The sequence below is a fragment of the Enorma burkinafasonensis genome, assembly GCF_902150035.1.
Taxonomy (GTDB): domain Bacteria; phylum Actinomycetota; class Coriobacteriia; order Coriobacteriales; family Coriobacteriaceae; genus Enorma; species Enorma burkinafasonensis.
On the sequence record NZ_LR597506.1, the window covers coordinates 17,352 to 39,957 of the forward strand.

A 22,606-nucleotide genomic window follows, 5' to 3' on the forward strand; every position below is an offset into this window, starting at 1 on the left:
GGCGGGTTAGGGCATAATCTTCAGGACACCGGCCAGCCTGGCCGGGGCCGGGCGCGCCACGCGGCCACCCCGGACCAGGGACCCGCCCATCATCCATAGGACACCGTACCGTCTACCCCGTTTGCGAGGAATCCATGACCTTCGTGCTCAACTGGCTCTTCACCTCGATCGCCATCGCGATCGCCGACTACATCGTCCCCGGCATCTTCGTCATCGGCCCGGTCGAGGTCTGGCTGTGCTACGTCTTCTGCGGCCTCACCCTCTCGCTCGTGAACTCGTTCGTGAAGCCGATCGTGAGCCTCCTCTCCCTGCCCATCACGATCGTGACCCTCGGCATCTTCCAGCTCGTGGTGAACGGCCTCATGCTCCAGTTCGCCAGCCAGCTCTCGCTCAACCTGTTCCACGCGGGCATCGTCATCGACGGCTTCGGGGCGGCGTTCGGCGGCGCGATCATCGTGAGCATCATGTGCACGCTGCTCGGCGTGCGCAAATCTTAAGGCCCGCGGTCGCCCGCGTGCGCGGCGAGCGTCATAGCGGGGCCGCGCGATGGGTACAGACCCCACAGGCACAACCCGGCGGGCGCCGTGCCCGCCACTCATAAGGAGGTTTTCCATGGCCAAGATCTACACCTCGATCGACCAGCTCATCGGCAGGACGCCCCTGCTCGAGCTCAGCAACATCGAGCGCGAGGACGCCCTCGGCGCCCGTGTGCTCGCCAAGCTGGAGAGCATGAACCCCGCGGGGTCCGCCAAGGACCGCATCGCGCTCGGCATGATCGATGCCGCGGAGCGCGCCGGCGCCATACGCCCGCACGAGGGCTACACGATCATCGAGCCCACCTCGGGCAACACGGGCGTGGGGCTTTCCGCCGTCGCGGCGGCGCGCGGCTACCGCGTCATCATCACCATGCCCGACACGATGAGCGTCGAGCGCCGCCAGCTCATGGCCGCCTACGGCGCCGAGCTCGTGCTCACCCCGGGCGCGCGCGGCATGGCCGGCGCGATCGAGCGCGCCGAGGAGCTCGCGCGCGAGGTGCCCAAGAGCATCATGGCCGGCCAGTTCACCAACCCGGCGAACCCGGCGGCCCACCGCGCCACCACCGGCCCCGAGATCTGGGAGGATACCGACGGCGCGGTCGACATCTTCGTCGCGGGCGTGGGCACCGGCGGCACCATCACCGGCGTGGGCTCCTATCTGAAGGAGCGCAACCCCGACGTGCGCGTAGTCGCCGTCGAGCCGGCGGACTCCCCCGTCCTCTCGGGTGGCGCGGCCGGCCCGCACAAGATCCAGGGCATCGGCGCGGGCTTCGTGCCCGAGGTGCTCGACACCGGCATCTACGACGAGATCATGACGGTCACCAGCGAGGACGCCTTCGCGACCGGCAGGCGCCTCGGCGCGACCGAAGGGGTGCTCGCCGGCATCTCGTCGGGCGCCGCGGCCTGGGCCGCGCTCGAGCTCGCGCGCAAGCCTGAGAACGCCGGCAAGACCATCGTGGTCATGCTCGTCGACACCGGGGAGCGCTACCTCTCGACCCCGCTCTTCGCGTAAGGGCGAGGAGGTATCCGGGTCATGGAGCGCGGGCGCGTCCTCGTGGCGCTGAGCGGCGGCGTCGACTCGAGCGTCGCGGCATACCTGCTCAAGCGGCAGGGCTATGAGTGCATCGGCGTGACCATGCGCCTCTTCGACGAGGACACGCCGGGCCGCGGGCGCGCCTGCGGCAACAGCGCCGACATCGAGGACGCCCGCGCGCTCGCTGGCCGCCTGGGCATCCCCTTCCATGTGCTCGACCGCCGCGCGGCCTTCGAGCGCGACGTGATCGAGCGATTCGTCGACGCCTACGAGCAGGGCCTCACGCCCAACCCGTGCGCGGTCTGCAACCGCGCGATCAAGTTCGGCACGCTGCTCGAGCACGCGCGCGAGGAGGGCTGCGCCTATCTCGCCACCGGCCACTACGCGCGCGTCGCCGAACGAGCGGATGCAGAGGGCAGGCGCACGTTCGACCTGCTCAGGGCGCACGACCGCACCAAGGACCAGAGCTACTTCCTCTACGGCCTCACCCAGGGCGCCCTCGCGCGCGTCATCTTCCCCCTGGGCGGGCTCACCAAGGAGGGCGACGTGCGGCGCATCGCCGCCGAGCAGGGGTTCGAGAACGCCCGCAAGCGCGACAGCCAGGGCATCTGCTTCGTGCCCGGCAACGACTTCGCCACGTTCATCGAGCGGCGGCGCGGCAAGACGCTCGAGCCGGGGCCCGTCGTAGATACCGCCGGCAACCTCCTCGGCGAGCACCGCGGCGCCATCCGCTACACCGTGGGCCAGCGCAAGGGCCTCGGCGTGGCGGCGGCGCGCCCGCTCTACGTGACCCGTGTGGACGCCCGCACGGGGACCGTCACCCTAGGAGACGAGCGCGACCTGTACGCCCCGGCCCTCGTCGCCGACTCGTGGACCTGGTGCGTCCCCGCCGCGGAGGCCGAGGCCATCCGCGCGGCGTCCGCCAGCGGGACGGGGATGGCCGTCCAGGCGCGCATACGCTACCACCAGGAGGGCCAGGAGGCGCGCATCTTCGCGCCGGCACCCGACGAGGCGGCCGGCTGCACGGGTGAGGCCCTGCGCATCGCCTTCAGCGAGCCGCAGCGCGCCATCGCCCCCGGGCAGTCCGTGGTCGCCTACGACGGGGACCGGGTGCTCGGCGGCGGGCGCATCGTCCGCGCGCTCTAGCGCGCTCGGGTGCCGACAGGCCGCTCACGCCGACGACGCGCGACGCCGCCGCTCGGGCGGCCTAGTTGCAGTGGCGCCACGCGGGGTCGGTGAGCGCCCGCGCGAGGCCGAGGCCCAAGGGCAGAAACAGGATGATCATGACCGCGCGGAAGATCCACTCCATGGAGCCCACCACGTCGACGGTGCCCATGAAGTACACCGCGCGGTACAGGTAGAGGCCGGGCACCATGATCACGATCGAGGGGACCGTGATCGAGATCCGCGGGAAGCCCGCCCCGCGCACCGCCACGGAGGCCAGGAGTCCCGCCGCGAGCGCACCGGCGAAAGCGGCCGCCTCGGGCGTCACGCCCGCGTCGACGAGCGTGAGGCGCAGCGTGTTGGCGACCGCGCCCACCCCCGCCGCCGTCGCCGCCATGGGCGCCGGCGAGTTGAAGAGCACCGAGAACCCAAAGACGCCCACGAAGCTCATGAGAACGCGCAGCGCCGTGAGCGCGACGGGGCCGAGCCCGAGCGGCTGGAACTCATCGGGCCTGAGTCCCACGAACGACGAGATGAGCCATGCGACGAGCGTCGCCGTCACGATGATCGAGACCGCGTAGACGAGCCGCTCGCCGCCGGAGCGCAGGTCGAGCTTGGCGATGTCGAGGCCGCTGCTGATGAGCGGGAAGCCGGGGATGACGAAGAGCATCGCGCCGATGTAGCCCGCGTTGTAATCGAGCGCCGCGGGCACGACGAGGCCCACGACGTGCTGCACGGCGAGGTAGACCATACACGCCGCCGCCACGCCGCAGCCGACGCACCCCAGGTGCGTGAGGTGCCGGTCAAGCATGATGCGGCGCACGTAGCCGCCCACGCCCGCGCCCGCGAAGGCGCAGAGCATCTCGATGGGGCCCCCGCCGAGCAGAAAGACGAAGGCGGCGCAGGCCGCCGCGGCGCCGAGCGCCGCCTGCCAGGGGGCGTAACGGCCCTTGACGTGCTCGATCTCGTCCATGAGCTCATGGAACCTGCCCGCCGTGAACGTCTTGCCCTCCGCCTCGATGCGGCGCACGAGCCGCTCCATGTTCCAGATGCGCTCGGTGTTCACGCCGGTCGTGGGCAGCGAGACGACCTCGGAGAACGAACCCGTCTCGTCGAAGCAGCTGCACTCGATGGAAGTGAGGCTCACGTCCGAGGAGCACGTGATGCCGAGCACCCCGGCCGTGGCGTTCATGGCCTCGCGCACGCGCCAGGCGCCCGCGCCGCCCGCGAGGAGCAGCAGCCCCACGCGGCACACGATCGACGACTTGTCCGGCAGGCTCGCCTCGGTGGCGAGGCTGTCGTGCTCATCGAGCACCTCGTGCCAGTGGACGGTCATGTGGTTGCGGTGCGAGAGCCGGGTATGGCGCGTGCGGTGCACGACGGCATGGCGCGCCGGGCGGGCAGCGCCGGCGCTGCGGGCGTTCTCTTCCTCACGGGGCATGGCCGCTCCTAACCCTCGGATACGGACGGGGCGCCGGCAGATGCCATGCCGGGCGCAAGCTCCCCTTGAGCATACGACATCGCGGGGCCGTCCGCCCCGAAGACGCCCGCGGGCGTTATATCGAACGGGAAGGTGCCGCATCGGTTGAAGGCGGCGATGAACATGCGTATCGCGTTGGACGGCGTGGTGCCGACCTGCTGGGTCGCTGCCGCGAAGGCCGCCTTCTCCTCAGGCAAGACCTTCGCGACAACTGGGGTCATGTGCTCTGCCATGGAACTACCTCTGTAGAGCGAATGGGCTGCGTTTGCTTGGACACGGCGGCATGTGCCGACGTTGCACTACCACCTGCCCTACGGCGCCATGCCGCCGTGCCCAAGCGTGCTGTGTTTCTGCTATGTTGGTATTACTAAGTATTACTAAGTATTACCCCTGAAGGTAGGATAGCGCATCCTGCCCGTTCCCGCAACGGCCTATCGAAGAATTCCCGCGCTGCGTGTAGAATGTGGGCGGCGACGCGAACGCCCGCGTGGGCCGGTCGCCCCCAAGGACCGCCCGGCCCCGTGCGCGGCCTCCGCGCGCAAGCGGCCACCGACCGGAATGAGGCCCCATGCCCAGCAAGCGACCGCTCATCCTCGTCACGAGCTCCGCCACCGAGTACCTCGGCGAGCCCGCGCTGCGTCTCTCGGAGAACTATGCCGACGCCGTCGTCATGGCGGGCGGCCTGCCGGTCGTCACCCCGCTCTCGGACGACCTCTCCATCTTTGACGACCTGCTCGACCGCGCCGACGGCCTCATGCTCACCGGCGGCTCCGACATCGACCCCGCCCGCTATCGCGATGCGCTCTCCCTCGGTGCGGACGAGCTCGATGCCGGCGAGCGCACCGTGCACGAGGTCACGCCCGGACGCGACGCCATCGAGCTCTACCTGCTCGAGGGCGCCGAGCGCCGCGGCATGCCCGTGCTCGGCATCTGCCGCGGCCTGCAGATCATGAACATCGCGCACGGCGGCTCGCTCTACCACGACCTACCCGCGCAGCACCCGGCCGACCCCGGCACGCTCGCCATCGCGCACGACGCCTACATGGACGGCCGCATCTCGCACCGGATCTCGCTCGAGGAGGGGTCGCTCCTCGCCCGCACGGTCGGCGCCACGGAGCTCGAGGTGAACTCCCTGCACCATCAGGCCATCCGCGACCTCGCGCCCGGCTTCGTCTGCACGGCGCGCGCCACCGACGGCGTCATCGAGGCGATCGAAGACCCCGCTCGCCCCAATATGCTCGGCGTGCAGTGGCACCCCGAGTACTTCGCGGCGACCGAGCCCATGGCGCTCATCTTCCGCTCGTTTATCGATGCGTGCCGCGAACCGCGGGCGTGAGCGGGCACGATGCCCGGCTCCTGCGCACCTGAGCGCACGAAACCCGAGAAAGACGAGCGCCCGACACGGTCCGTACCGCGTCGGGCGCTCGTCGCATGTCCCTGTTCTTAAGATCGCGAGCCGGCGGGGTTACGCCTGCCTGCCGCCATGGTCGCCTGGGCGCCGGCGGGCACGGGGCCGCTCGGCCTGCTCGGGCCGGCGCGTGTGCCCGGCTCCCCGCGCTCGCTTGCCCGCGCGATCGCCCTCGGCGCGTCGCGTCCGCTCGCGCGTGCGCGCGCCACCGGCACCGCGGCCGCCCTCGGCACTGCCGCCTTCGGCCGCGCGCACGCGCACCCTACCCGCGCGCTTGGGACGGGCGGGACGGGGCGCGGCGTCCTCGCGGGCGGCCGATGCCGGGGCGCGCTTCTTGCGCGACGTCGACTTGCCGCGCTTGGTCTTCTTCTTGCGGCCCGCGCGCGGCTCGCGCGCGGGGTCGAGCGCCGGCGGGTTCTCGCCCGTGTCGAGCCCGGCGGTGTCGAAGAGGCGCGCGGTCTTGCCCATCAGGCCCTCGATGGCGTAGAACTCAGTCACATCCTGCTCCGTCACGAACGTGACCGACCAGCCCGCCTCGCCGGCGCGCCCGGTGCGGCCGATGCGGTGGATGTAGTCGGTCGGCTCACTCGGCACGTCGAAATTGACCACGTAGCGCACATCGGTGATGTCGATGCCGCGGGCGAGGACGTCGGTCGCCACGAGCACGTCGACCTTCCCCTCGCGAAACGCCCTGAGCGCGCGCTCGCGCTGGGCCTGGCTCCGGTCGCCGTGGATGGCGAGGGCCGAGATCTCGCGCCGCGCGAGGCGCTTGCAGCAGGTGTCGGCACGGCGCTTGGTGCGCACGAACACGATGACGCGCTCGGTGCCCTCGCGCTTGAGCACCTGGGAGAGCAGGCCGTTCTTCGCCTCGAGCGAGACGGGCAGCACGTACTGGTCGACGGTGTCGGCCGTGGACGCGGGCGGGGCGATCTCGACGCGGGCGGGGTCGCGCACCAGGTCCGCGATACCCTTGAGTGCCTGGTCATCCAGGGTGGCCGAGAAGAGCAGCGTCTGGCGCTCGGCGGGCGTGCGCTCCACGATCTTGCGGACCGAGGGCAGAAAGCCCATGTCGAGCATGCGGTCCGCCTCGTCGAGCACGAGCGTGCGCACCTCGCCGAGGTCGCAGGCGCCCTGGTCGATGAGGTCGATGAGGCGGCCGGGCGTGGCGACGAGGACGTCGCACCCCCGCTTGAGGGCGCTGCGCTGCGGGTTGTAGCCCACGCCGCCCACCACGGTCACGGCGCTGTGGCGCGTGCGGCGGGCGATCGTGGTGCACACCTCGTCGATCTGCTGCGCGAGCTCGCGCGTGGGCGTGATGACGAGCATGAGGGGGCCGCGGCCCCGGCCGCGCTTTCGCTCCGTGGCAACATGGCCGAGCCGGTCGAGCGCGGGCAGCAGGAACGCCGCCGTCTTGCCCGTCCCGGTCTGCGCGGCGGCGAGCAGGTCGCGGCCGGCGAGGACCTCGGGGATGGCGGCCGCCTGCACGGGCGTCGGCTCCTCGTAGCCCATATCATGCACGGCGGCGAGCACCGTGTCCGAGAGACCGAGGTCCTCGAAGCGGACGGCTCGGTTATCTGATTCCCTGTTCATAGAGGTACGTTCCGTTCCATCGATTTGACAAGCAAGCGCCGGCGCATCCGCGTGGGCGCGCCGGCGCGAGGTCGCAAGGTTTTGCGCCCCGCATCTGCAGAAGGGCGCGAGATGCCGCACCCGCTGGCCGCGGGTGCCCTGTGCAGTATAGGGGCTTCCGCCGCCCGGGGGCCGACATCGCGCGGCCGCGCACGCAAACCCCATGAACCGCGTGGCGCGCGGGCTCCCCCGCGCCGCCGTCGAGACGGGAGAAGGCAACGATCGTTGCGATTGCTGAATACCCATACCCCGTGGGGGTATATGATGGTGCATGGGAACGCGCCGCCGGGAAGGCATCCCGGCGCCGCGGACCGGAAAGGAAGCCATCATGGCACATGAATCTTTCGATGTGGGCGGTATGACCTGCGCGGCATGCCAGGCCCATGTGGAGCGGGCGGTCTTGGGGCTCGACGGCGTCGAGGACGTCGCCGTGAACCTGCTCTCGGGGTCCATGACCGTGGATTTCGACGAAGACGCCCTGACCGAGCAGGACATCTGCGACGCCGTCGACCGCGCGGGCTACTCCGCGGCGCCCGTGGCCGAACCCGGCTCGGCGCCGGCCGCGACGGGCTCCGCCCGCGCCCGGCCCGAGTCGCCCACCAAGAAGCTCGAGGCCACGGCCCGCGCCATGCGGGCGCGGCTCGCCGCCTCGTTCGCGTTCTGGATTCCGCTGTTCTACCTGGGCATGGGGCACATGTTCGGCTGGCCGCTGCCCGCGGTCTTCACCGACCCGCGCTACTCGATGACGCTCGCGCTCGCCGAGCTCGCCCTCACCCTGCCAATCATCTACGTGAACCGCGCGTACTTCGAGAGCGGCTTCAAGTCGCTCGCGCACGGCGCGCCCACCATGGACGCGCTCATCGCCATCGGCGCCGCGGCGAGCGTGGGCTGGTCCGTCTACGCCATGTTCCTCATGGCGGCCTCGCTCGCCACGGGCGATACCGCGAGCGCGCATCGCATCGCCATGGACAACCTGTTCCTGGAGAGCGCGGGCACGATCCTCACGCTGGTTACCGTGGGCAAGTACCTCGAGACGCGCAGCAAGTCCAAGACGGGCGGCGCCATCGAGAAACTCATCGACCTCGCGCCCAAGACCGCGACGCGCGTCGGCGCCGACGGTAGCGAGGAGACGGTCCCCGTCGAGGCGATCCGCCCCGGCGACGTCATCGCGGTGCGTCCGGGCGCGTCGATCCCGGTGGACGGCGTGGTGCTCGAGGGCGCGTCCGCCGTGGACGAGAGCGCGCTCACCGGCGAGTCGATCCCCGTCGAGAAGGGGCCGGGTGCGACGGTGAGCGCCGCGACCGTCAACCGCACGGGATCGTTCACCTTCCGCGCCACGCGCGTGGGGGCCGACACGGCACTCGCCAGGATCATCAGGCTCGTGGAGGACGCCAACGCGACCAAGGCGCCGATCGCGCGGCTCGCCGACAAGGTCGCCGGCGTCTTCGTGCCGGTGGTGCTCGGCATCGCGGCCGTCACATTCGTCGCCTGGCTCGTCGCGGGCGGCTCCGTGAGCGAGGCTCTCACCTCGGCCGTCGCCGTCGTGGTGATCAGCTGCCCGTGCGCGCTCGGCCTCGCCACGCCCGTCGCCATCATGGTGGGCACGGGAAAGGGAGCCGAACTGGGCGTGCTCTTCAAGAGCGCCGAGGCGCTCGAGACCCTGCACAAGGTCGACACCGTGGTGCTCGACAAGACGGGCACCGTCACGAAGGGCGCGCCCGCCGTGACCGACGTGCTCCCCGCCGTGCGCGCGGACGGCACGCCGGCTATGAGCGCCAAGGCGCTCATGAAGCTCGCCTGCGCGCTGGAGAAGAACAGCGAGCACCCGCTCGCGGAGGCCATCATGGCGCGCGCCGGCGAGCTGGGCATCGCCGCCCGACCCGTCGAGGACTTCCAGGCGCTGCCCGGGCGCGGCGTCACGGCGCGCGAGGGCGCGAGCACCGTCGCCGCGGGCAACGCGGCCCTCATGGCGGAGCTCGGCATCGAGGTGCCGGCAGAGGAGCTCGAGCGCTTCGCCCGCGCGGGCAAGACGCCGCTCTTCTTCGCGCGCAACGGCCAGCTCGCGGGCACCATCGCCGTCGCCGACGAGGTGAAGCCCACGAGCGCGGCCGCCCTGCGCGCGCTCGCCTCGCTCGGCGTCAAGACCGTCATGCTCACGGGCGACAACCGCCTCACGGCGTCGGCGATCGCCGATGAGGTCGGGCTCGACGCCTCCGATGTCGTCGCCGACGTCATGCCGGCCGACAAGGAGCGCCACGTGCGCGCGCTCCAGGAGGCCGGCCGCTGCGTCGCCATGGTGGGCGACGGGATCAACGACTCCCCCGCCCTCGCGCGCGCCGACGTGGGCATCGCGATCGGCACGGGCGCCGATATCGCCAAGGAGGGCGCCGACGTGGTCCTCATGCACAGCGACCTCGTCGACGTCGCGCGCGCCATCGAGCTCTCGCGCGCCGTAATCAGAAACATCAAGGAGGACCTGTTCTGGGCCCTCTTCTACAACGCGTGCGGCATCCCGCTCGCGGCGGGCGCGTTCTTCCCGCTGCTCGGCTGGCAGCTCTCGCCCATGTTCGGCGCGGCGGCCATGAGCCTGTCGAGCATCTGCGTCGTGACGAACGCGCTGCGCCTGCGCGGGTTCCGCCCCAGGGCAACCGACCGCGTCATCGCGGAGGGATAAGGTAGGTACCGACGAAAGGACCGGACATGAACTACACCATCCACACCGAGGGGCTCCACTGCGGGCACTGCGAGGCCGCCGTCGAGGCCGAGCTCATGAAGGTCGCCGGCGTGACCGACGCCGACGCCGACCACGAGGCGAACACCGTCGCGGTCGAGACGTCGGGCGAGGTCGATCCCGCCGCGCTCGCCGCCGCCGTCGAGGCAGCCGGCTTCACGGCGCGCTCGGTCGAGGCGGCCTAGGATGCAGGCCGACCGCGGCAAGACGCTCCGCCTGCTCAAGACCGCGCGCGGCCAGATCGACGGGATCATGCGCATGGTCGAGGAGGACCGCTACTGCATCGACATCTCGACCCAGCTCATGGCCACGCAGTCCATGCTCGCGCGCATCAACGCCGACGTGCTGAAGGCGCATGTCGAGCACTGCGTGCGCACCGCCGTGGAAAGCGGGACCGAGGCCGAGAAGGAGCGCAAGCTCGCCGAGGTGGAGCAGGTCATCGACAAGCTCGCGCGGTAGGCGCACGGAAGGCTCGCGGAAGCGGCGGCTCCCGGGCGGTGTCCATACCCGGGAATCGCCGCGACGCGGCGTTTACCGCCCGGCTCGCGGGGTACAACCGGACGTGTGCCGTCGACCCGCCCCGCGCGGGCGGCGCCGCGCTCCATCGACTCTCGACGGGATAGGAAACCATGAAGGACTTCATGAAGGGACGCTACGGCGTCGACGACCTCTCCGCCTCGCTCGGCGCCTGCGGCGTGGTGCTCACGCTCATCGCGACCATCTTCTCGCTCCGCCCGCTCTCGTGGATCGCGCTCGCGATCCTCGCGCTCGCGCTCATGCGGGCCCTCTCGCGGGATTTCGGGACGCGCCGCGAGGAGAACGAGGCGTTCCGCTCCTTCATCGCCAAGGTCCCGGGAATCGGCTCCCTCCTGTCGAGGGCTCCCGGCGCGCGCGGCGCGGCGGGCTCGGTCGACTTCGAGCGCACCAAGCGCACCGCGAGCACCATGTGGAAGAACCGCAAGACGACGCGCTACCTCAAGTGCAAGAGCTGCGGGCAGCTCATGTCCGTGCCGCGCGGCAAGGGGCACATCCGCGTGACCTGCCCCAAGTGCGGCACCAAGGTGGACATCCGCTCGTAGCGCCCCCTCCACCGTAACTCCACAGACAGCCCCCTCACGCCCGTGAAGGTTCCATGGATTGCGGGCGCGACCCGCGCCCGGCGTGCGCATCGGGAGGCGGTTCCCCACGCGGGCGAGCTCGCCCGGGAAGAACCGGGGAAGGTCGCCGTGACATCCGCGTGAGCTTTCGGACAGGTTCCGGCCAGGTTCCCGTTTGATATGCCGTACCCGGACCGAGCCGAGCCCGGTACACTCCCCCCAAAGACGTGCCGACCGTTTGGAGGGACCATGGACCGATTTGACGTCGTGCAGGCGGATATCAACGCGATGGCCCGTTACTGGGAAGACCGCAAGCTCGAGTTTCTGGAACCCGCCAACGAGCTCTTCATGGCCTTCGTCGACCCGGCCTTCCGCTACGGCGAGGAACCGTATGTGGGGCACGACGAGTTCTCGATGTTCTTCACCGAGTGGGTGCTCTTCGAGTTCGCGTTCCTCGAGCGGAGGACCCCGCTCGAGGAGTACGCCGCGCACCCTCCCGCGGGCACGGAGCCGGCGCGGGTCGCCAGACTCGGCGAGATCGCACGCAGCCAGTTCTTCTCGCGCTTCGCGATCCTCGACAAGGACCCCGCGACGGATACGGTCGTCCTCTCCGACGTGGTCACGAGGCGGCGCTACGACGTATGCGACCCCGTCACCTGCCTCCAGCCCCGCTGGCGGGACGGGACCATCGGCGTCAGGATCGCCTGTGTAGAGGGAACATGGCACGCCGTCGGCCAGGCGCATCTCTACGACCGCGCCCTGCCCGAGCACACCGACCGCGACGGCCCGGGGTTCTTCCACGACGAGGATCGCCTCATCCGGCCCGAGGCCGAGCACATGGGCTTCTACCTGAGGCTTCTGCGCGACACCGTCGGCATCGAGGGGCGCTACCGGCACACCGCCTCCATACGCCGCGACGATCCCGCCGGCGCGCGACACGCCTCGCCGTGACGTCCCGCCGGGCGCGTGCTACCATGCGAACGATACGCACCTGAAACCCTGAGGAGATGAGGCAGCATGGAACGCCCCAACGCCTGGAAGGCCTACACCGATGAGGACCGCGCCGCGCTCGAGGAGCTCTGCGGCGCCTACCGCGCGTTCATCTCGGCCCACAAGACCGAGCGCGAGTGCGTGACGGGGGCCGTCGAGCTCGCGCGCGCCGCCGGTTACATCGACCTCGCCGAGGCCGTGCGCGAGGGCCGTGCCCTCAAGCCCGGCGACAAGGTCTACGCCGTGAGCCACCTGAAGACGCTCATGCTCGTGAACCTCGGCACGCGGCCTATCGAGGAGGGCATGAACATCCTGGGCGCCCACATCGACAGCCCGCGCCTCGACCTCAAGCAGAACCCGCTCTACGAGGACGGCGACATGGCCTACCTCGACACGCACTACTACGGCGGCGTGAAGGCCTACCACTGGGTGGCCACCCCGCTCGCGCTCCACGGCGTGGTGTGCAAGAAGGACGGCACGACGGTCGACGTCTGCGTGGGCGAGGACGCCGCCGACCCGGTGTTCTGCGTGAGCGACCTGCTCATCCACCTCGCCGCCGACCAGCTCAAGAAGCCCGCCGCCGAGGCGGTCGAGCACGAGAAGCTCGACGTGATCGTGGGCGGCAGGCCCGTTGCGCTCTCGGGCGGCGAGGATCAGCCCGCGGAGCCCGTCAAGCGGCTTTTGCTCGACATCCTCTCCGAGCGCTACGGGATCGACGAGGAGGACTTCCTCTCGGCCGAGATCGAGGTCGTGCCGGCGGGGCCGGCGCGCGACATGGGTCTCGACCGCTCGATGATCTTAGGCTACGGCCAGGACGACCGCGTGTGCGCCTACACGTCGCTCGCCGCCCAGCTCGAGGTCGAGCGGATCGAGCGCACCTCCTGCACGCTCCTCGTCGACAAGGAGGAGATCGGCTCCGTGGGCGCCTCGGGCATGACGAGCCGCTTCTTCGAGAACGCCGTCGCCGAGATCATGGAGCTCGCCGGCGAGGGCGGCCCGCTCAAGCTGCGCCGCGCGCTCGACGCCTCGCGCATGCTCTCCTCCGACGTCTCCGCCGGGTTCGACACGCTCTACGCCGACCGCTTCGAGAAGAAGAACGCCGCCATCATGGGGCACGGCCTGTGCTTCAACAAGTACACGGGCAGCCGCGGCAAGGCCGGCTCGAACGACGCCGACGCCGAGTACCTCGCGCTCGTCCGCGACATCATGGACGAGGCGGGCGTGGCGTTCCAGACCTGCGAGCTCGGGCGCATCGGCGCGGGCGGCGGCGGCACGATCGCCTACGTCCTCGCCGAGTACGGCATGGACGTGATCGACTCGGGCGTGCCCGTGCTCTCCATGCACGCGCTCTGGGAGGTCGCGAACAAGGCCGATATCTACGAGGCCTACAAGGGCTACAAGGCGTTCATCAGCCGCGCGTAGAAAGTCCGGGAGGGCGCCGATGCAGGTCATCATATCCCCCGCCAAGCAGATGCGCGTGGAGCGCGACGCGTTCGCGCCGCGCGGCATCCCGCCCTTCCCGGAAGAGACGGCGCGCCTCGTCCGCGAGCTGCGCCGCATCGAGCGGACGGGGGGCGCCGAGGGGCTCCGCGCGCTCTGGCGCGTGAACGACAAGCTCCTCGCGCAGAACATCGAGCTTTTGGACCGCTTCGAGGTGCTCCGCGACGAGCGCGACCTCGACGACCCCGCGCTCGCCGCCCTCGTCTCCCCCGCCGTCTTCTCCTACGTGGGCATCCAGTACCGAAGCCTCGCGCCCGAGGTGCTCGACCTCGACGCGCTCGATTGGCTTCAGGGGCACCTGTGGGTCGTCTCGGGCCTCTACGGCTGTGCCCGCCCCTTCGACGCGGTCGAGCCGTACCGCCTCGAGATGGGCGCCAAGCTCGCGCTCGACGGGACGCGGGACCTCTACGCCTTCTGGGGCGAGCGCATCGCCCGCAGGATCGAGCAGGCCGATGCCGAGGGTGTCCGAGGACCCTTGGAGACGGGGCCGAATGGCGCGCCGACGAGCGGGGCGGCGGCCGCTACCACGGTCGTGAACCTCGCGAGCGTCGAGTACGCCAAAGCGGTGCTCCCGCACCTAGGTGCGGAAACGCAGGTCACAACGTGCATCTTCGGCGAGGAGGTGCGCGCGGGCAGGCCCGTGCAGCGCGCGACGGCATCGAAGATCGCCCGCGGCTCGATGGTACGCTGGATGGCGGAACGCGGCTGCGACGACCCACGGGAACTCACGGCGTTCGATGTGAGCTACCGCTTCGCCCCGGAGCTCTCCGGGACCTGCAGCCACGCCACGACGCTCGTGTTCCTGCGGGCGTGACCCGCACGGAGCGGGCGCCGCCCAACGAGAAAGCGCCTGCCAAACGGCAGGCGCCTTGCAGCTAGACCATAATGGGTGAGCAGCTTCAGGTCTTACTGGGGATTGTTGTCCAAAGCGAGCTGCCTGGCCTCATCCGCGGTCGGAATAACCGTCGAACGGTATTCGTAGAGCGTCTGGTTACCGTACAGACCGGTTTTGATGACAAAGGCTTCACCATCGACATCTACACGGATGGTGCCCTCATCGTAAACGGCAGAGGCACCGCCCTCAAGGGGGCCTAGGCCAGGTAGCGCTCGCGCAGCGCCTCGAGCTCGGCCGGCTCGATGCCGAGCGCCTGCTGGATGTAGCCCAGAAGGCTGCCGTAGCGCTCCTCCGCCGCGGCGCGCGCGGCCAGAAGCGCGCTCTCGCGCGCCGGGTAGCTGAAGGTCTGCTCGTCGGTGGCGAAGATGTTCGTGGCGAGGTAGTCCGAGGTGATGTCGTCCCACGAGACGCCGAGCACGCACTCGATGAGCACGGACGCCAGGCCGCAGCGGTCGCGCCCCACCGAGCAGTGCCAGAGCGCGGCGCCCTCGTCGCAGGCGATGAGCGTGCGCAGAAACGCGCGGTAGCCGATCATGCCCGTCTCGCTCATGAGCAGGTAGCGGTACATCTCCTCGAGGCCGTCGGTCTTATCGCTGCGCATGGCGCGCTCGAACTCCCGGCGCTCGCGCATGATCTTGTCCTGCGTGGCGCGCTCCTGGGTGATGCCCTCGGCGCTGCGGGCGAGGATGTCGGCATGCACGTAGCGGGCGCCGGGGAAGGCGTCCATGGGGTCCGGGACCTCGATGATCTCCTCGCCGTTGCGCAGGTCCACCACCGCGGCGAGGTGGTACTCGTCGCGCAGGCGCACGAGGTCGGCGTCGCTGCCGAAGCCGAGCGCGCCGGAGCGCAGCAGCAGCCCCGGCTTCACGCGGCTCCCCTCCGCGCCCGCGAGCCCGCCCAGGTCGCGCGTGTTGGGCAGGTGGCCGAAGTCGATCCACCCGTAGGTCTCGCGCTCAGCGGGGCCCGTGGCCGCGGGGACCTCGACGGGGATGGGCGAGCGCGCGGCGATGTCGTCGATGCGGCGCGCTATGCGCCCGTGCACCTCCTCGATGCCGCCCGGAGCGGCACCGGCGATGCTCCCGTCCATCGGATATCGTTCGCGTGCAGTCGACATGATCTTCCGCCTTCCCGGTTTGCAACCTCTCAACAGCCGATGCACCATTGTGCCACCGCGTCGGCGGGCGCGCATCAAGAACCGGTAAAGAGCCGGCGGAAACCACCGTTTTTCGGAAACGCGCTATGCCGCGAACGGCCGGTCGAGGAGCTTCACCAGGCGGACCATCGTACCCCGGGCGTCGACGCGGCGACGGACCTCGACGCTGTCGACGAGCAGGCGCATGAGGCGGATGCCGCGGCCGCGTTCCTCCGACTCGTCCGGCTCCTCGTCCGGCGCGATCTCGAAGCCCTCCCCGGAGTCGCACACCTCGATGACCACGCGGTCGCGGTAGGCGCGCACGTTCATGACGCAGCCGGCGCCCGCAGCGTGGTCGTAGGCGTTGCCGAGGGCCTCGCTCGCGGCGAGCGCGACGTCGAAGCGCGCCTCGTCGGTGAGCGGCAGGTCCTCCAGGAGCTCGACGACCCGGTGGCGATAGCCCCCCAGGTGCTCGATGCCCTCCTGGATCGCGACGGCCTTGCTCCAGCGCGGGAGCTCGTCCGGGGCGAGCACCGGCAGCGGCGGCTTGTCGGCGGCGCTCACGTGGAGGATATCGAGCAGGCGGGCGATCTGCAGGAACCGGGAGACGCCCGCCGATACGTTGACGAGCGAGAGCAGGCCGTCCGCGCGCATGAGCGCCCGGGCGCGCGACAGCAGGAACGCGAGGCCGGTCGAGTCGATGAAGCCCACGTGCGCGCAGTTGACCACCACGCGCCGCACGCCCCCGTCGATGAGCGCATCGACCTCCGCGCGCAGCGCGGGCACCGTGGCGATGTCGATATCGCCGGGAGGGGCAAGCACGGCTATGTCGTTCCATTCACGCATACGCAGATGGTTCCCCGCGCGCGGCGCCGCTATACCGCGATGCCGCCGGCAGGCGACGCGTCTTCGCGGAGCGGTGCGGGCACGTCCGCGGGCGGCACGGCGGCGTCGGGCGAGCCGAACTGCAGGGCCACGAGCGCGATGTCGTCCTCGAGCACCGAGCCCGTGAACGCATCGAGCTCGTCGAGGACGCGCTGGCAGAGCCCCTCGACGGGAGCGCCCGCCTGCTCGAGTAGAATCGTGCGCAGCCGCTGCTCGCCGAAGAAGCCGCCCTCCGCATCGCGCGCCTCGATGGCGCCGTCCGTGTACATGAACAGGATGTCGCCGGGACCGAACGAGAACGACCCACTCTCGAAGGCCATGCTCTCGAAGGCGCCCACCACGCCGGACTGGATGCTCAAGAGCTCGACCTCGCCGCCCGGCTCGGCATCCCCGCCGCCGGCGCGCACGAGCATCGAGGGCGGGTGCCCGGCGGAGCAGTAGACGGCCTCGCTGCGCCTGAGGTCGAGATGCGCGACGAACATGGTCGCGAAGGTCTCGACGCGCGAGAAGCCCATGAGCATCGAGTTGAGCGAGCGCACCATGGCGACCGGCGAGGCGCCCTCCCAGGCGTAGGCGGAAAGCGCGGTCTTGACGAGCGCCGACATGGACGCCGCCTCGACGCCCTTGCCCGAGACGTCGCCCAAGATCATGACCGCGCAGTCGTCGGGCAGGCGGATGAGCGTGTAGAAGTCGCCGCCCACGAGCGCCTGGCGCGTCGCCGACGAGTACAGGGAGTCCGTGACGATGCCCGGCACCGCGCCGAGCGAGCTCCTCATGCCCGCCTGCAGGGTCTGCGCGATACGGCGCTCCTCGGTATGCCGCTGGACGTCGTGCGCGCGGAGCTCGTACTCGTGCGCGAGGCGCACCAGGTAGTCGTACTCCATGTCATCGATCGGCTCCTGGGAGGCGTCGCGCAAAAGCAGGAAGAACCGCGCCGGACGCGCCGCGGCGGGTTCAGCGGAGGGCTCGCCGGCCTGGCCGGGCAGCGCCGCCACGGCGTCCGCTGCGGGCGCCACCATGTCGCCCATGTCGAACACCACGCCCTGGCAGGGAAGCCCGTGCGCGTCGAGCCACTCCCCCATGCGCGAGAAGCGCTCGACGCGCGTCAGGCGCACGCGCTCCAGGTCGGCCCCGGAATCGGCCTGCGCCGGCACCGCCGCAGCGAAGTAGTCGCGCGCCGAGGCGCCCACGCGGGCCGCGGGCGCCGTCGTCGAGAAGAACAGCTGCTCGGCATCGCCCGGAAGCGCCACCTGGCTCCCGCCCTCGAAATCGATCGCGAGCGCGCCGTCGGCGCCCACGGGCACGAGCGGGCACACATGGCAGCCGAGGACCCGCCCGATCTCGCGCGACGCCTCACCCCAGGCCTCGGAGGGCTCGACATCGAACATGAGGTCGCGCACCCGGTTGAGGGAGCGCGTGAGCTCGGCGGTGCGGCGCGAGCGCATGCCCGACACGAGGCTCATGAGCTCGATCGAGAGGTACTCGCAGACGACCTCGATGACGTTCACGTCGTAGGTGCGCGGCGTCGTGGGGCGCTTCCAGCCGAGCTCGATCACGCCGAGCACCTGCGTGCCGAAGAACACCGGCACCGCGATAAGCGTCTTGTACGGCGGCATGAAGTGCGTGCGCAGGGTGCGCGTCTGACGGGCGTCGATGTCGTAGAACGAACCGCTGCGCGCGCCTGCAGCCTCGTCCGCGCGGACGATGGACAGGCGGCAGGAACGGCCCTGCCTGAGCACGTAGGTGGGGATGCCCACGCCGTAGGGCACGAACTCCGGCACGTAGTCGCGCTCGAGCCCCTTCGAGATCGAGCGCAGCTTGAAGCCGCCGTTCTCCGAGAAGTAGATCGCCGCGCCGTCGGCGTCGAGCGCGTCGACGAGTTTGTCGAGCACCGTCGTGAGCAGCGTCGGGAGGTCGTCGCCGCCCACGGTGGACATGATGACCGAGAGCGTGCCGGAAAGGCGCTTGTTCGCCGCCTGGAGCTCCGAGAGGACCCTCCGCATCTGCCGGTCGTAGGCGTAGCGCTCCTGGAGGCTCCGCAGGATGACGAGGATGCGGCCGCGCGGGGCGCCGCGCTTGAGCAGGCGCGAGCGGAGCCTCACCGACGCGGCGAGCTCGACGGCGCGCACGAGCACGGGCACGAACGAGCCGTCGGCGAGCTTGAGCATGAGGGTGGTGTCGGTCCCGTTGAGCGGGAACGGCACGCGGTGCCCCTCGGCCCGCTCGAACGAGTCGCTGTAGAGCAGGTCCTTGATGTCGGTGTCGACGATGCGCTCGCGCGGCTCGCCCGCGAGGTCGAGCAGCCGCCCGTTCACATGGCAGATCGTCCCGTCGCCCTCGCAGACGACCACGGCGTCGCTCGTGAGCTCTGTGAGCTTCGAGAGCTCCGAGACGAGCTCGTCGCGCGCGTACGATTCCACGATCCGCACCTCCATCCGACCGGCACACGCCCCTTGGTATACCCGCTGCAGCGGGCGCCGCATGCTTCTCGATAAGAATACCAGCTGTCGCGGAAGGGCTTGCAGCGCGGGCCTCCCTCTTGCACCGCGCTGCTCGTCAGCCAAACGGATGCTCCGCGGGCCCGTCCGTGCCCTCGTACGATGGCGTCCCGTGCAACCACTCAAATGTACGAAACCATCTGCTATGGGGCAATATGATCGCAATCCGGAGACCACAGTTAGTGTGCCCTCTAGCGAGATAAGGCCCCGTCTACCCCTGCTGAAAAGCGGGAATAGAGACGGGTAACCACAATATTCTCACCAAAGTTGACGACGGCAGCGAATGACTAATAGCGGTCACGCCTTCTGATGACATCTTTTCAAGATTCAGATAGGCATGCTCAACCTCTTGGTCTGACTCCGTCTCTGAGTTCCACTCACAACGTTCCCGAAATCATTTCCGAACGAACAGTGAACTTTTTGCAAAGAGCCCACCTTGCCAAACGTAGCTGGATCATTCCCGCGTCCGCGGGGAGCACGGATGGCAGAGCACCGCCACGAGGTGCGCCTCGGGATCATCCCCCCATGCGCGGGGAGCACCTCGGTGCGACATTCAACCAGCTCACGAACGGGGGATCATCCCCGCATGCGCGGGGAGCACGTGCCCTTGTTGAGCTCCACGATACCCAAGTGGGGATCATCCCCGCATGCGCGGGGAGCACACTCCATCCGTTCTCCTTTCGACGCCCACCATGGGATCTTCCCCGCATGCGCGGGGAGCACGGGGCACGGACGAGATAGTGCAGGCGCTGCCGGGATCATCCCCGCATGCGCGGGGAGCACTCTAGATCTCGGAGCGGCGCGGCGTGTCGACGGGGATCATCCCCGCGTGCGCGGAGAGCACAGCATCATGCGGCAGACCTCAAGCGACGTGACGGGATCATCCCCGCATGCGCGGGGAGCACGCGCCATGTAGGATTCGAACCTACGACCTTAAGGGATCATCCCCGCATGCGCGGGGAGCACTCGGAGTACGTTATAGGAGTACCTTCTTGCTCGGGATCATCCCCGCATGCGCGGGGAGCACTAGCTAAGCACAGTAATTCCGATATACGGCTAGGGATCATCCCCGCATGCGCGGGGAGCACCGGATCAGCAGGTCCTGCGGGGAGGTGCCGGCGGGATCATCCCCGCATGCGCGGGGAGCACAACGGCCCGATGCTCAAATACTACTGGAACCGGGGATCATCCCCGCATGCGCGGGGAGCACTGCGCCTCGAACATGCTTCCGACGATCATCCAGGGATCATCCCCGCATGCGCGGGGAGCACGCACGGCCCCGTTTCTGCCGCTGTTCTGGGCAGGGATCATCCCCGCATGCGCGGGGAGCACCTGTCGGACGGCCAGGCAGTCCTTATCGCATCGGGATCATCCCCGCATGCGCGGGGAGCACGTGAGCTGCAGGGCGATCATGGACAGTATGGTGGGATCATCCCCGCATGCGCGGGGAGCACTTTTTTGACTGCGAGCGCTTGGCGTGCTCGGTGGGATCATCCCCGCATGCGCGGGGAGCACTGGCGCTGTTCGAGTCGGGGCCCGCCTGCCACGGGATCATCCCCGCATGCGCGGGGAGCACAGCGTCGAGGTGCCGGGGACCGTGCCGGGGCCGGGATCATCCCCGCATGCGCGGGGAGCACGCATCCGCATCGGCAAGATAGTCCTTGCCGTCGGGATCATCCCCGCATGCGCGGGGAGCACGCGCTCAGGACCGCGCAGGAGGCGGCGCTGCCGGGATCATCCCCGCATGCGCGGGGAGCACAGCTTCGAGTTTGGGTACTGCTCCTACTCCGAGGGATCATCCCCGCATGCGCGGGGAGCACTCGCTATTGACAGTGGCGTGCACCTCGACGCCGGGATCATCCCCGCATGCGCGGGGAGCACTGGTGGGGGCCGCAGGACGCCTGATCGACGCCGGGATCATCCCCGCATGCGCGGGGAGCACTACGAGCAGCTCGTGGGCGGCATCGACACCCTGGGATCATCCCCGCATGCGCGGGGAGCACTCCTACTACTTCGAGGCGTCGAGCTACATCCCGGGATCATCCCCGCATGCGCGGGGAGCACCCCGTGGCCGGGCACACGATTTCCTGAACCATGGGATCATCCCCGCATGCGCGGGGAGCACATGATCTCGTCGTACATGTGGGTACCGGGGCCGGGATCATCCCCGCATGCGCGGGGAGCACTTATCGGTGAGTACGGATATGTCCGCGTCCTCGGGATCATCCCCGCATGCGCGGGGAGCACTTGTCGTCGCCCCGGTAGTACACAACAACGTGGGGATCATCCCCGCATGCGCGGGGAGCACTTGACGTTCGTCCCGGCAGGCGTCCCGCCTATGGGATCATCCCCGCATGCGCGGGGAGCACCTTCTCCTCCTCTGGAACTGCCTGAACTCGGTGGGATCATCCCCGCATGCGCGGGGAGCACGTGACCGAGGTGAGGTGCGGGAGGACGTCCTCGGGATCATCCCCGCATGCGCGGGGAGCACCCATGTGGCCCTCCTTACCTGAACTTGCCCGCGGGATCATCCCCGCATGCGCGGGGAGCACGCGGCGCTGCTCTCCGCCAACCTCATGAGCGAGGGATCATCCCCGCATGCGCGGGGAGCACTTGCTGACGAACTGCGAGCCCGCGCTGACGGCGGGATCATCCCCGCATGCGCGGGGAGCACCGCAGGCCGCGCATGTTCTCGGCCAGGGCGCTGGGATCATCCCCGCATGCGCGGGGAGCACAATTCGCTCTGACTGAGCACCGTGACCACACCGGGATCATCCCCGCATGCGCGGGGAGCACACCTCCAGCCGGTAGCCCGCCGGTACGTCCATGGGATCATCCCCGCATGCGCGGGGAGCACTTGCTGGCGAACTGCGAGGCAGCGTTGGCGGCGGGATCATCCCCGCATGCGCGGGGAGCACTTGCTCTCGCTGATGTATGCAACCTCGGCGTTGGGATCATCCCCGCATGCGCGGGGAGCACTGCAGTCGGTCATCACGGCGGGGCAGAACGTCGGGATCATCCCCGCATGCGCGGGGAGCACTTATCGGTCAGGGCGGACATGTCCGCGTCCTCGGGATCATCCCCGCATGCGCGGGGAGCACCTGAACTTGCCCGCGTTGAGGGCGTTCTGGATGGGATCATCCCCGCATGCGCGGGGAGCACGGCCTCTTTGGAGATGTGGAAGTATTCGACGAGGGATCATCCCCGCATGCGCGGGGAGCACGGCCTCTTTGGAGATGTGGAAGTATTCGACGAGGGATCATCCCCGCATGCGCGGGGAGCACTAGTTTCGCATATTATGCACGCTGTTCTGCATAGGATCATCCCCGCATGCGCGGGGAGCACGGATTCCGCCAGCTCACCACTCAGGAGACGAAGGGATCATCCCCGCATGCGCGGGGAGCACCGATGAAAGCCAGCAGCAAGATCGCCGATATGGGGATCATCCCCGCATGCGCGGGGAGCACCTCATCGTCTCGGGCAACAGCATGAATCGCCTGGGATCATCCCCGCATGCGCGGGGAGCACTACGAGCAGCTCGTGGGCGGCATCGACACTCTGGGATCATCCCCGCATGCGCGGGGAGCACTGGTCGGTCAGGGCGGACATGTCCACGTCCCCGGGATCA

Annotated in this window: 17 protein-coding genes and 1 CRISPR repeat array (1 of these 18 running past the window's edge); of the genes, 11 read left to right on the forward strand and 6 right to left on the reverse strand. The window is 69.7% G+C overall.

The features are described from left to right. The first annotated feature begins 134 nt into the window (after positions 1-134). From FS885_RS04780 to mnmA, 3 genes are all read left to right on the forward strand, one after another. The gene (locus FS885_RS04780; RefSeq protein WP_144743866.1) at positions 135-497 is read left to right on the forward strand and encodes a phage holin family protein; all 363 of its coding nucleotides are present in this window, start codon (positions 135-137) and stop codon (positions 495-497) included. 115 nt (positions 498-612) lie between these two features. Further along, a complete protein-coding gene (gene cysK, locus FS885_RS04785; protein ID WP_144743868.1) occupies positions 613-1,548 on the forward strand; it encodes a cysteine synthase A in 936 nt (311 codons plus the stop codon). A 21-nt stretch (positions 1,549-1,569) separates the two neighbouring features. Next, complete coding sequence (gene mnmA / locus FS885_RS04790; RefSeq protein WP_144743870.1) at positions 1,570-2,715, forward strand: tRNA 2-thiouridine(34) synthase MnmA; 1,146 nt, start codon at positions 1,570-1,572, stop codon at positions 2,713-2,715. Between the two features lie 61 nt (positions 2,716-2,776). On the opposite strand, the gene FS885_RS04795 is transcribed toward mnmA, so the two are convergent. Continuing rightward, positions 2,777-4,174: a threonine/serine exporter family protein gene (locus tag FS885_RS04795; RefSeq protein WP_144743872.1), complete on the reverse strand. Its 1,398-nt coding sequence runs from the start codon at positions 4,172-4,174 to the stop codon at positions 2,777-2,779. A gap of 8 nt (positions 4,175-4,182) precedes the next feature. Beyond that, positions 4,183-4,446, reverse strand: coding sequence for a type II toxin-antitoxin system RelB/DinJ family antitoxin (locus FS885_RS10075; protein ID WP_246060791.1), 264 nt, complete (start codon positions 4,444-4,446; stop codon positions 4,183-4,185). Positions 4,447-4,781: 335 nt separating this feature from the next. On the opposite strand from FS885_RS10075, the gene FS885_RS04805 reads away from it, so the two are divergent. Beyond that, positions 4,782-5,549, forward strand: a complete 768-nt coding sequence (locus FS885_RS04805; protein ID WP_144743874.1) for a gamma-glutamyl-gamma-aminobutyrate hydrolase family protein — start codon at positions 4,782-4,784, stop codon at positions 5,547-5,549. Between the two features lie 129 nt (positions 5,550-5,678). On the opposite strand, the gene FS885_RS04810 is transcribed toward FS885_RS04805, so the two are convergent. After that, positions 5,679-7,211 (reverse strand): DEAD/DEAH box helicase, encoded by a 1,533-nt coding sequence (locus FS885_RS04810; protein WP_144743876.1) that lies wholly within the window; start codon positions 7,209-7,211, stop codon positions 5,679-5,681. A 367-nt stretch (positions 7,212-7,578) separates the two neighbouring features. Between FS885_RS04810 and FS885_RS04815 the strand changes: the two genes are divergently transcribed. The 7 genes from FS885_RS04815 (at position 7,579) to FS885_RS04845 (ending at position 14,382) form a co-directional block, all read left to right on the forward strand. Further along, complete coding sequence (locus tag FS885_RS04815) at positions 7,579-9,924, forward strand: heavy metal translocating P-type ATPase (protein WP_144743877.1); 2,346 nt, start codon at positions 7,579-7,581, stop codon at positions 9,922-9,924. A gap of 26 nt (positions 9,925-9,950) precedes the next feature. Beyond that, positions 9,951-10,166, forward strand: coding sequence for a heavy-metal-associated domain-containing protein (locus FS885_RS04820; RefSeq protein WP_144743879.1), 216 nt, complete (start codon positions 9,951-9,953; stop codon positions 10,164-10,166). A 1-nt stretch (position 10,167) separates the two neighbouring features. Next, a complete protein-coding gene (locus FS885_RS04825) occupies positions 10,168-10,440 on the forward strand; it encodes a metal-sensing transcriptional repressor (RefSeq protein ID WP_144743881.1) in 273 nt (90 codons plus the stop codon). 170 nt (positions 10,441-10,610) lie between these two features. Then, positions 10,611-11,060, forward strand: coding sequence for a hypothetical protein (locus FS885_RS04830; protein WP_144743883.1), 450 nt, complete (start codon positions 10,611-10,613; stop codon positions 11,058-11,060). Between the two features lie 267 nt (positions 11,061-11,327). Next, positions 11,328-12,029, forward strand: coding sequence for a hypothetical protein (locus tag FS885_RS04835; protein WP_144743885.1), 702 nt, complete (start codon positions 11,328-11,330; stop codon positions 12,027-12,029). A 66-nt stretch (positions 12,030-12,095) separates the two neighbouring features. Further along, positions 12,096-13,490, forward strand: coding sequence for an aminopeptidase (locus tag FS885_RS04840; RefSeq protein ID WP_144743887.1), 1,395 nt, complete (start codon positions 12,096-12,098; stop codon positions 13,488-13,490). Positions 13,491-13,509: 19 nt separating this feature from the next. Then, the gene (locus tag FS885_RS04845) at positions 13,510-14,382 is read left to right on the forward strand and encodes a YaaA family protein (protein ID WP_144743889.1); all 873 of its coding nucleotides are present in this window, start codon (positions 13,510-13,512) and stop codon (positions 14,380-14,382) included. A 277-nt stretch (positions 14,383-14,659) separates the two neighbouring features. Here FS885_RS04845 and FS885_RS04850 read toward each other — a convergent pair whose 3' ends face one another. The 3 genes from FS885_RS04850 to FS885_RS04860 all read right to left on the reverse strand — a co-directional run bounded on the left by FS885_RS04850 (position 14,660) and on the right by FS885_RS04860 (position 18,900). Continuing rightward, on the reverse strand, positions 14,660-15,577 hold the full coding sequence (locus FS885_RS04850; protein ID WP_144743891.1) for a tyrosine-protein phosphatase: 918 nt from the start codon (positions 15,575-15,577) through the stop codon (positions 14,660-14,662). A gap of 123 nt (positions 15,578-15,700) precedes the next feature. After that, entirely contained in the window at positions 15,701-16,441 is a 741-nt protein-coding gene (locus FS885_RS04855; protein WP_144743893.1) for an anti-sigma factor antagonist, read from the reverse strand. Between the two features lie 29 nt (positions 16,442-16,470). Beyond that, positions 16,471-18,900, reverse strand: a complete 2,430-nt coding sequence (locus tag FS885_RS04860) for a GAF domain-containing SpoIIE family protein phosphatase (RefSeq protein WP_144743895.1) — start codon at positions 18,898-18,900, stop codon at positions 16,471-16,473. 528 nt (positions 18,901-19,428) lie between these two features. Next, a CRISPR array of direct repeats spans positions 19,429-22,606; the repeat unit is 29 nt; unit sequence GGGATCATCCCCGCATGCGCGGGGAGCAC; it runs 998 nt beyond the window's last position.